This window comes from Marinobacter salinisoli (genome assembly GCF_017301335.1).
GTDB classification, from domain to species: domain Bacteria; phylum Pseudomonadota; class Gammaproteobacteria; order Pseudomonadales; family Oleiphilaceae; genus Marinobacter; species Marinobacter salinisoli.
This window is the reverse complement of record NZ_CP071247.1, coordinates 596,038-605,150: the sequence shown is the minus strand read 5'-3', so window position 1 is coordinate 605,150 and position 9,113 is coordinate 596,038. Positions and strand designations below refer to the sequence as shown.

Here is a 9,113-nt window from a genome sequence, read left to right as displayed (position 1 = left end):
TTGATGGTCTTTTGCGTTGGTTGGCAGGTTTATTGCTAATTGCCTAAATATTGATTGATTGGTCAGCTTCTTTTCCGGCCAATCAGGGACGCACGAATACGGCGAGGTTATTTATGAGCGCGGCGCAGCGCCTGAGGCTGGCAAACATCGTTAAGGAGTATCCCGGGTGCCGGGCCAACGATGGCATCGACCTTGTTGTCGAGGCGGGAGAAATCCATGCCTTGCTGGGCGAGAACGGTGCTGGCAAGAGCACCCTGATGAAGGTCATTTACGGACTGGTTCAACCGGACGAAGGGCAAGTGTTCTGGAACGGGAAACCGGTTCAGGTTGCCAATCCGGCGGAGGCCAGGGCCATGGGGATCGGGATGGTGTTCCAACACTTTTCCCTGTTCGAAACCCTGACGGTGGCGGAAAACATCGCCCTTGGTCTACCGGCATCCGAAGCCCGGGACCGGGCCGAGCTGGAAGCGCGCATTCGTGAGGTTTCCGAGCACTATGGCATGGCACTGGATCCGAGGCGCTACGTCAGCACACTTTCGGTCGGGGAGCGACAGCGGGTCGAGATAGTGCGCTGCCTCATCCAGGAAAGCACGCTGTTGATCCTCGATGAGCCGACGTCGGTGTTGACGCCACAAGAGGTGACCACGTTGTTTGCCACCCTGCGGAAGTTGTCCGCTGAGGGGTGCAGCATCCTGTTTATCAGCCACAAGCTGGAAGAGGTTCGGGCGCTCTGTGACAACGCGACCGTGCTGCGGCACGGACGGGTCAGTGGCGACTGCCGGCCGGCGGAAATCTCGGCAACCCAGATAGCCCGGTTAATGGTGGGCGAGGATACCCCGATTTCGACCCGGGTATCGCAGGCGCAGCCCGGCGAGCTGTTGCTGGAGGCAAAGGGCTTGAGTTGGCGTTGCGATGACCCCTTCGGCACCAGCCTGCAGGGTGTGAGTTTTAACCTGCACCGGGGGGAGATCGTCGGCATTGCCGGTGTGGCAGGTAACGGGCAGGACGAATTGCTGAAAGCTCTGTCTGGGGAGGTCCGGATTGATACCGGCCGCCTGACGTTTGAGGGGCAGCGTATTGAAGCGCTGAAGCCGGACCAGCGCCGGGCGACCGGTATTGCCATTGTTCCGGAGGAACGACTGGGGCGGGGCGCCGTCCCGGGCATGACACTGGCGGATAACGCGCTGCTGACAGCCGCCGGACAGGGGCTGGTGCGTCACGGGATGATCCGGTTCGGCCGTGTGCGGGAATTCTGCCGGCAGGTCATCGAGCGTTTCGGCGTGCGTTGCAACGGCGAGCACAGCACCGCCGGCAGCCTCTCCGGCGGCAACCTCCAGAAATACATCATTGGCCGCGAGGCGCTTCAGAATCCCAGGCTGCTGGTGGCGTCCCATCCCACCTGGGGCGTGGATGTCGGCTCTGCCGTGGCCATCCACGAGGCGCTTATCCGTCTGCGTGACGAAGGCGCGGCCATTCTGCTGATCTCCGAGGATCTGGATGAACTCTATCAATTGTGCAATCGCATGGGCGCCCTCTGTGGCGGTCGCCTGTCGCCACTGGCCGATGCCTCGGATCTGAGTATCGAGCAGCTGGGCCAGTGGATGGCGGGTGAGTTTGAGTCCGGGGAGGCCAGCCATGCTGCAGCTTGAACGTCGTCCCGTTGATTCTTCCCTGATGCGCTGGGCCTCGCCGGTGCTGGCGCTGGTGCTCACCGTCATCACCGGTTTCATATTGTTTCTTGCCATGGGCAAGGATCCGGTGGAGGGCCTGCGCTTCTTCTTCATTACCCCGATCAGCGACCTGATCGGACTGGCTGAGCTCGGTCTCAAGATGGCGCCACTGTTGTTGTGCGCTGCCGGCTTGACCGTGTGTTACCGGGCGCGGATATGGAACATCGGCGCTGAAGGGCATTTCCTGATGGGTGCTTTGGGGGCCAGTGCGGTCGCTGTTCAGTTTGTCGATGCCGATGCGTTCTGGGTTCTGCCCCTGGTTCTGTTGACCGGGGTGCTGGCGGGGGTGCTCTGGGCCGCCATCGCCGCAGGCCTGAAAACGCACCTGCACTGCAACGAAATTCTGACCACCATTATGCTCAATTACATCGCCCTGAACTTCCTGCTCTACGCGGTGCACGGGCCCCTGAAAGACCCCTACGGTTTTGGCTTCCCGCAGTCCGTCATGTTCGGCGATTCAGCGCTCCTGCCGGCCCTGATACCCGGTACCCGGCTGCATATCGGCCTGGCCTTTGGCCTGCTGGCCGCCGTGGCGGTGTGGGTGATGTTTGCGCGCAGCTTCATCGGTTTCCAGCTCAATGTGATCGGCCAGGATCACCGCGCCGCCGACTTTGCCGGATTCAGTGCCCGTCGGCTGACCTGGTTCGCTTTCCTCGTGGGCGGCGCCACCGCCGGGTTGGCGGGTGCCTCGGAGGTGACCGGGCCGATTGGTCAGTTGGTTCCGCAGGTCTCGCCGGGCTATGGCTACACCGCCATCATCGTGGTGTTCCTGGGCCGGATGCATGCTCTGGGCATCATTGCGGCCAGTGCCTTGCTGGCATTGACCTTCCTCGGCGGTGAAATGCTGCAGATCGCGATGAACATGCCCAAGGCGGTGACCGGATTGTTCCAGGGGCTTCTGCTGTTCTACCTGCTGACCTGCGACGCGCTGATCCATTACCGGGTTCGTTTCAAGCGCCGGGCACGCGAGGCCAACGTTATGACACCGACTACCGCAGCCCGGGAGGCCTGAGATGGAAATGCTGACAAACATTCTGGCGGCCACTGTCGTTGCGGGGACGCCCCTGTTGCTGGTGGCGCTCGGTGAGCTGATCTGCGAGCGCTCGGGCATCCTCAATCTCGGGCAGGAAGGCATGATGCTGATGGGCGCCGTGGCTGGCTTTGTTGCCGCTTTGAGCTCTGGCAGTTTGCTGGTTGGTCTGGTTGCGGCCATGGCCGCCGGTGTGGCCATGTCCATGTTCTTTGGCTTCATGGCGATCACGCTGGCGGCTAACCAGTATGCCGCGGGCCTGGCCCTGACCATCTTCGGGACCGGCTTGAGTGCCTTCGTGGGGGCTGGCTTCGTGGGTGAGTCCATCGATGGCTTTACCCGCGTTGCGATCCCTGTGCTCAGCGATATTCCGGTGCTTGGACGGGTTCTGTTTGATCAGGACCCGCTGGTGTATGTCTCCTTTGTTGCCTGTGCCGGTGTGGCGTTTTTTATCCGCCGCACCCGGGGCGGGCTGGTTCTGCGGGCGGTCGGTGAAGATCCGGACGCGGCCAATGCCAATGGCCTCAAGGTTCAGGCGGTGCGCTACATGGCGGTCGCCTTCGGTGGTGGTATGGCGGGTCTTGCCGGTGCCTACCTGTCGCTGGCCTACACCCCCATGTGGACCGAAAACATGACCGCTGGCCGGGGCTGGATTGCCCTCGCTCTGGTTGTGTTTGCCACCTGGCGGCCCGGGCGCCTGCTGCTGGGCGCCTATCTGTTCGGCGCCGCCAGCATCCTGCATCTGGTGCTGCAGGGGCTGGGCTGGAACAGCCCCACCGAGTTGCTGGCGATGCTGCCCTATGTGGTCACCATTCTGATGCTGGTGCTGCTGTCCTGGGACCCGGCGCGAACCCGCCTGAATACCCCTCTTTCACTTGGCCAACCGTATCGGCCAAGTCACTGACAATAAGAAAGTGCGAGCTCCAACAACGACTTAAAAAAGTAATCACAGAGGAATATCCATGACTGCATTGCGTAAGACACTCCTGGCCGGCTGCGTCGCTGCCGCCTGCGCTCCCTCCGCCCATGCCGAGAAGTTCTTCGGTGGGTCAAGCATTTCACTGTTGCACAGTGATCAGTATCAGGGTGTCGAGTTCGATCCTGCTGGCAACGGTGGCAAAGAAGTCGAGGCGACGGTTTTCACCTTCGAAAATGCCACCGCCCATAACTGGGGCGGCACGTTCTTCTTCGTTGACCGCACCCAGGGTCAGGGCGATATCGAGGATGAAGATGAAACCTACGGTGAATTTGCGCCCACGCTCAGCGGCAGCTGGCTGACCGGTGCCGACCTCAGTGCCGGGCCGGTCAAGGACGTGTTCCTGGGCGCCCAGTACGAATTCGGCGGCAGTACCGAGGTCGATAATTACCTCTACGGCGCTGGCCTGGCCTGGGATGTGCCCGGCTTCCTGTTCTTCACCACCGGGTTTTATTACGTTGATAACGAGCAGATCAGTGATGACTTGCAGCTGACCGTTGCCTGGGCAGCGCCGTTTGCAATCGGGCCGGCCCGATTCCTGGTGGACGGCTACATCGACTGGTCCACCGCGGAAGATGATCACAAGTCCGAGTTCCAGTTCGTGCCTCAGATCAAGCTGGATGTGAGTAACTTCTGGGGTGCGCCGGGTGTACTGTATGCGGGTATCGAGTATCAGTACTGGAACAACAAGTATGGCCTGGGTGACGAGCTGATCGACACCCAGAGCTCGATCAGTGCGCTGGCTCAGTTTCACTTCTGATCCGGCACGGGAATCCGGCAGATACCGTCTGTCGGATTCCCGGAGACAGGGACGATGAGTGAGGATGTCATGACCGACCATTCAGTTGCCGATGATGGCCTTGAAGCCCGCGACGATCCCGGGGCCAACGGGCGCAAGTACCGACCGGGCAGAATTCGCGAGCGGAACCGGGAAAAGATTCTGCTGGCTGCTGAGGAGGAATTTGCCCTGAACGGGTACAAGGGCGCGACCATCCAGAGCATCGCGGAACGGGCCGAGTTACCCAAATCCAATGTGCTTTACTACTTCAGTAACAAGACCCGGATGTACAGCGCGATGTTTGATGACATCCTGGGGCGCTGGAACCAGGTCTTTTCGGACATTCGTCCGGAAGACGACCCGGCCGAGGCGCTGGCCAGTTTTATCCGTGCCAAGGTGGAAATGTCCCGGCGCTACCCGTTGGCGTCGCGTTTGTTTGCCACCGAAATCATTCAGGGCGCGCCGTTTCTGATGGACCACCTGCGGACCAACATGCGGGAATGGGTGCGCGGGCGGGCAGCCGTTATCCAGCAGTGGATCGACGAGGGGCGGATGGCGCCGGTGGACCCGGTACAGCTGATCTTCCTGATCTGGTCATCCACCCAACACTACGCCGACTTTCAGGTGCAGATCCTGATGGTGGAAAACAAGGCTGAGTATGAGAAACGGGATTTTGATCATGCCGCCGAGTTCCTCACCGACGTCATTCTACGCGGCTGTGGCCTTGAGAAACCAGCATGAATGAACTCTATCCATATCCACGGGATATGCACGGTTATGGCGCCACGCCCCCCCATGCCCAATGGCCGGGCAAGGCGCGAATTGCGGTCCAATTTGTGCTGAATTACGAAGAGGGCGGCGAGAACTGCGTGCTGCACGGTGACGAGCACTCCGAAACCTTCCTGTCCGAGATAATTGGTGCCGAGGCGTACCGGGACCGGCACATGAGCATGGAGTCGATGTACGAATACGGTTCCCGGGCCGGTGTCTGGCGGATTTTGCGGGAGTTTCGCCGGCGCAACCTGCCGCTGACGGTGTTCGGGGTCACCATGGCCATGGCCCGAAACCCCGAGGTGGTGAAGGCATTCGTCGAGGACGGGCATGAAATCGCCTGCCACGGACTGCGCTGGATTCACTACCAGAACCTGAGCGAATCCGAAGAACGCGGGTACATGCAGCTGGCTATCGCGCAGCATGAACGCCTGACCGGTCATCCACCGCTGGGCTGGTACACCGGCCGTGACAGTCCCAACACCCGGCGGCTGGTGGTGGAGCAGGGCGGCTTCGAATACGACAGCGACTACTACGGCGACGACCTGCCTTTCTGGACCACGGTGGCAACCTCGGACGGCGTGCAGAAACCGCATCTTGTCGTACCCTACACCCTGGATGCCAACGACATGCGCTTTGCCTCGGCGCAGGGGTTTAACTCAGGGGAGCAGTTCTTCCAGTACCTTCGGGACAGCTTTGACGTGTTGTATGAAGAAGGGGCCGAGTGCCCGAAAATGATGTCCGTTGGACTGCACTGCCGGCTGGTGGGTCGTCCCGGCCGGTTCCGGGCGTTGCAGCGTTTTCTCGATTACATCCAGTCCCACGAGCAGGTCTGGGTGTGTCGCCGTATCGATATCGCCCGCCACTGGAAGCGGGTGCACCCTTACCAACCGACTGCTAGCGGAGCAACAGAATGAGTGATTTCGTGGTGGCTCCTGCCGTTGAAGGCCCCGACTTTACCCGCCAGGGCCTGAACCTGGCCGATGCCAGCCTGGGCGCCGAGGTGCTCTGGGTGACCGACGAGTTCTTTGCCCCCAGAGAGCGGATGCTGAACCCGGCGGCACCGGTATTCTATCCCGATCGTTACGATGACCACGGCAAGTGGATGGATGGCTGGGAAACCCGGCGCCGGCGCACCACGGGGCATGACTGGTGTGTGATTCGCCTGGCGCTGCCCGGCGTCCTGATGGGCGTGGATTTCGATACCAGTTTCTTCACCGGTAACTTCCCCCCGGCGGCTGCGCTGGAAGGCTGCTTCAGCCCGGACGGCGATCCGGACGAACACACGGAATGGCAGACACTGGTGCCGGCGACCGAGTTGAACGGTAACGATCACCGTTTCTGTGAGATCAGTTCCGATCAGCCCTACTCCCATCTGCGCCTGCACCTCTATCCCGATGGCGGGATGGCGCGCCTGCGGATTTACGGTAAACCTTACTGTGACTGGTCTGAACTGGCGGCCAGCGAGTCCCTGAATCTGCTGGCGCTGGAGCATGGCGCCGATCAGGTGGCCTGGAGCGATGCCCATTATGGCGAGCCCCGCAAACTTCTGCGCCCCGGGCGTGGGGTCAATATGGGCGATGGCTGGGAAACCCGCCGGCGGCGGGAGCCGGGCAATGACTGGTGCATTCTGGCCCTGGGTCACAAGGGCATTGCCGAGCGCATTGAAGTCGACACGGCCCATTTTAAAGGCAACTTCCCGGCCGCCTGCAGCATTCAGGCCGCCTGCGTGGAAGCGGGTACCCCGCAATCGATCAAAACCCAGAGCATGTTCTGGCACACCCTGATGGAAGAACGACCGCTGACGGCGGACAGTGTCCACGAATTCCTGGCGTTGGCCGATCTGGGGCCCATTACCCACATTCGCTTGAACATCATCCCGGATGGCGGAGTCAGCCGGGTTCGCTTATTCGGGAAACCCGTGTCATGAGCCAGCCCAGGGCGTTGCGGGTTCAGCCACTGACACCGGATGCCTTTGCAGCCTTTGGTCAGATCATTGAGAGGGACGCATCCCGGGCGTTTCCCATCAACCAGGGCCGAACCGAGCGCTTCCATGCGTTGGCACAGGTTGAAGCACTGGGGGAGGGGGCTCAGGGCATTCTGTCCATTTTCCGTGGCCAGCCGCTCGAGCCACTGGTGATCACCATGATGGAGCGACACCCCCAGGGAAGTCAGGCGTTCGTGCCAATGAACGGTCAGGCGTTCCTCGCGGTCGTTGCACCGCCGGGGGAGTTGGATGAGTCCCGAGTTGAGGGGTTCCTGGTTCAGGGCCATCAGGGCGTGAATTACCGCGCGGGCACCTGGCACGCGCCCCTGCTGCCGCTGGAACCCGATTCGGATTACCTGGTGGTGGATCGCCAGGGGCCGGGCAACAACTGCGATGAGCAAACGTTATCGCAGCCCATTATTCCGGTCTTGCCTGGCAAGGCATAAACCTTGTTCAGATCAGGAGAAAGTATGTCGAGCTTCGCCATTCGCCACGCGGCCGTCTTCACGGTAGACCCGAACAACCGGGTTATTCCGGATGGCACGGTAGTGGTGGAAAACGGTGTCATTACCCAGGTTGGCGATGATCGGGAAGTCACCATTCCTGAGGGGTGTGAGATCATTGATGGCCATGGTCATGCCCTGATGCCGGGACTGGTTGACTGCCACTCCCACTCCAGCCTGATGCGTGGTGTGACTGAAAACATGCAATTGATGGACTGGCTGCCGTGGTACCAGCTGGAACACCGGGCTATGACCGAGGAGTTTGCCTACCACTCGGCACGACTGTGCTATCTGGAAGCCCTGCAGTCGGGCACCACCTGTGTGATGGATATGTTCCGTTACATGGATCGCTGTGCCGATGCGGCCAGCGAACTGGGGCTGCGGGTTCATCTGGCCCCCTATGTGGCCGACCGCCCCGGCAAGGATTTCTTCTCCACCCGGGAGGAAAACCGCCAGCTGATCCGAAGCCACCACGACAGCCAGAGTGGGCGCGTCAAGGTCTGGATGGGGCTGGAGCACCTGTTCTACTGCACCGAGGACGCCTATCGCGAGGCCGTGCAGCTCAGCAAGGAATACGGCGTGGGCATCCACACCCACGCCAGTGAACAGAAGGAAGAAGAGCTGGCGGTGACCGCGGAATTTGGTCACCGGTCGCTGGCGGTACTCGATCGCTACGGCATCCTCGGCGAGCGGACGTTGCTGGCGCACTGCGTCTGGCTCAACTCGGAAGAGATTGCCCGGGTGGCCGATACCGGAACCAGCATTGCCCACTGCCCGGTCAGCAATGCCAAGCTGGCCAGCGGCGTCGCGCCGGTGCCCGAAATGCTGGCGGCGGGCATCAACGTGGGGCTGGGCACCGATGGCCCGGTGTGTAACAACAGCCTGACCCTGTTCGAAGAGATGAAGTTCGCCTCGCTGATCCAGAAGGCCAGTCGCCTGGACGCCACGGCGCTGCCGGCGGACCAGATTTTGCGCATGGCGACCATCAATGGCGCCAGGGCACTGGGGATAGACCGTGAAGTCGGGTCCCTGGAAGTCGGCAAAAAGGCCGATCTGCTGCTGCTGAAACTGGATCGCCCCAACCTGACTCCCTACAGCGTGAACGAGCAGGGTGGCAATGTGTTGTGGAACCTGGTGTTTGCCGCCGACCGGAGCAATGTGGTCGGCGTCTGGGTCGATGGTCGTCGCCTGATCCAGGACCGTGAGAGCGTGCTGGTAAACCAGCAGTCTGTGATCACCGAGGCCCAGACCCAGGGGCTAGCGCTGCACCAGGCCTGCCGGGATCTGTCCCACACCCGAATTGCAATGAATTGATTAACCGAAACATCTGGAGAATCT

The 9,113-nt window shown here is 61.2% G+C and carries 9 protein-coding genes; all 9 read left to right on the top strand.

Annotated features, from left to right (window positions below; genetic code table 11):
* Window positions 1–113: 113 nt before the first annotated feature.
* From LPB19_RS02765 to LPB19_RS02725, 9 genes are read left to right on the top strand one after another with little or no spacing between them, the layout of a single operon-like run.
* A complete protein-coding gene (locus LPB19_RS02765; protein ID WP_206644600.1) occupies window positions 114–1,649 on the top strand; it encodes an ABC transporter ATP-binding protein in 1,536 nt (511 codons plus the stop codon).
* Window positions 1,636–2,742: an ABC transporter permease gene (locus tag LPB19_RS02760; RefSeq protein WP_206644599.1), complete on the top strand. Its 1,107-nt coding sequence runs from the start codon at window positions 1,636–1,638 to the stop codon at window positions 2,740–2,742. Before LPB19_RS02765 ends, LPB19_RS02760 begins: the two co-directional genes overlap by 14 nt.
* A 1-nt stretch (window position 2,743) precedes the next feature.
* Window positions 2,744–3,664 carry an ABC transporter permease gene (locus tag LPB19_RS02755; protein WP_206644598.1) on the top strand — a complete coding sequence of 307 codons (921 nt, stop codon included), beginning with the start codon at window positions 2,744–2,746 and terminating at the stop codon, window positions 3,662–3,664.
* A gap of 58 nt (window positions 3,665–3,722) precedes the next feature.
* Entirely contained in the window at window positions 3,723–4,496 is a 774-nt protein-coding gene (locus tag LPB19_RS02750; protein WP_206644597.1) for an outer membrane protein OmpK, read from the top strand.
* A gap of 54 nt (window positions 4,497–4,550) precedes the next feature.
* On the top strand, window positions 4,551–5,255 hold the full coding sequence (locus tag LPB19_RS02745) for a TetR/AcrR family transcriptional regulator (RefSeq protein ID WP_228289188.1): 705 nt from the start codon (window positions 4,551–4,553) through the stop codon (window positions 5,253–5,255).
* Window positions 5,252–6,202, top strand: coding sequence for an allantoinase PuuE (gene puuE, locus LPB19_RS02740; protein WP_206644596.1), 951 nt, complete (start codon window positions 5,252–5,254; stop codon window positions 6,200–6,202). Before LPB19_RS02745 ends, puuE begins: the two co-directional genes overlap by 4 nt.
* Complete coding sequence (gene alc / locus LPB19_RS02735) at window positions 6,199–7,215, top strand: allantoicase (protein ID WP_206644595.1); 1,017 nt, start codon at window positions 6,199–6,201, stop codon at window positions 7,213–7,215. Before puuE ends, alc begins: the two co-directional genes overlap by 4 nt.
* Window positions 7,212–7,718 carry an ureidoglycolate lyase gene (locus LPB19_RS02730; protein WP_206644594.1) on the top strand — a complete coding sequence of 169 codons (507 nt, stop codon included), beginning with the start codon at window positions 7,212–7,214 and terminating at the stop codon, window positions 7,716–7,718. The genes alc and LPB19_RS02730 overlap by 4 nt, the downstream gene beginning before the upstream one ends.
* A 24-nt stretch (window positions 7,719–7,742) precedes the next feature.
* Window positions 7,743–9,089: an amidohydrolase family protein gene (locus LPB19_RS02725; protein WP_206644593.1), complete on the top strand. Its 1,347-nt coding sequence runs from the start codon at window positions 7,743–7,745 to the stop codon at window positions 9,087–9,089.
* Window positions 9,090–9,113: the final 24 nt, after the last annotated feature.

What these genes read in the sequence shown, in the direction of transcription:
- LPB19_RS02765 (WP_206644600.1), top strand. Translation starts at nt 114, where the DNA reads ATGAGCGCGGCGCAGCGCCTGAGGCTGGCAAACATCGTTAAGGAGTAT.
- LPB19_RS02760 (WP_206644599.1), top strand. Translation starts at nt 1,636, where the DNA reads ATGCTGCAGCTTGAACGTCGTCCCGTTGATTCTTCCCTGATGCGCTGG.
- LPB19_RS02755 (WP_206644598.1), top strand. Translation starts at nt 2,744, where the DNA reads ATGGAAATGCTGACAAACATTCTGGCGGCCACTGTCGTTGCGGGGACG.
- LPB19_RS02750 (WP_206644597.1), top strand. Translation starts at nt 3,723, where the DNA reads ATGACTGCATTGCGTAAGACACTCCTGGCCGGCTGCGTCGCTGCCGCC.
- LPB19_RS02745 (WP_228289188.1), top strand. Translation starts at nt 4,551, where the DNA reads ATGAGTGAGGATGTCATGACCGACCATTCAGTTGCCGATGATGGCCTT.
- puuE (WP_206644596.1), top strand. Translation starts at nt 5,252, where the DNA reads ATGAATGAACTCTATCCATATCCACGGGATATGCACGGTTATGGCGCC.
- alc (WP_206644595.1), top strand. Translation starts at nt 6,199, where the DNA reads ATGAGTGATTTCGTGGTGGCTCCTGCCGTTGAAGGCCCCGACTTTACC.
- LPB19_RS02730 (WP_206644594.1), top strand. Translation starts at nt 7,212, where the DNA reads ATGAGCCAGCCCAGGGCGTTGCGGGTTCAGCCACTGACACCGGATGCC.
- LPB19_RS02725 (WP_206644593.1), top strand. Translation starts at nt 7,743, where the DNA reads ATGTCGAGCTTCGCCATTCGCCACGCGGCCGTCTTCACGGTAGACCCG.